Origin of the sequence: Vibrio sp. 1727 (assembly GCF_033344415.1) — a bacterium.
GTDB lineage: Bacteria > Pseudomonadota > Gammaproteobacteria > Enterobacterales > Vibrionaceae > Vibrio > Vibrio alginolyticus.
The window spans coordinates 1-556 of sequence record NZ_JAWPOT010000551.1 but is presented as its reverse complement, the minus strand read 5'-3'; the positions used below and the strand labels follow the sequence as shown (position 1 = coordinate 556).

The following is a 556-nucleotide window of genomic DNA, read 5'->3' as shown; positions in this document are numbered from 1 at the left end:
GTTTGGACTCTATTGTTGAATTTATCAACGCTAGAGCGAATTTATTTGGCCAAGTCTACTACCACAAGACCAATCGCTCTTTTTCTTCCATGTTAAGCAAAGTGTGTAGCTTAGCAAAGCAAGCTAACGCTGATGTTGATTTGTTTGAGTTTACTTTACCTTCAGATGCCGAAAAAAAATCTTATTTAGAGCAGATTCAAGATTTCTATGAAAACAATTCGGATGACCATTTCTTAAACGAACAGCTAGCTGTCGCGATTGAAGGGAACGATGCTGCCGAGGAAGTAAATAATGACATAGTCCATCGTAAGCCATGGGACAAAGTCTACGAATCAAAATTATATCCCGATAATCTAAATATCACAGATGTTATCAATAAGGATACAGTCAAGCAGTTAACGTTAACAATCGATGAAATGATTACAAGCCAAGACATTGATGGTTCAAAATTCACCATAGATGTTATGACTGACAATGCTTTCAAAGATATCTCGAAGACGGAGATTAAATTGCTAGAGAAACAGCTTGATGGAAAGTACTCTGTGACAGCGTTTAA

At 36.9% G+C, this 556-nt stretch carries 1 pseudogene; it reads left to right on the top strand.

From position 1 onward, the window contains the following. Positions 1-556, top strand: a pseudogene (locus R8O10_RS26870) (phosphohydrolase); the annotation flags it as partial.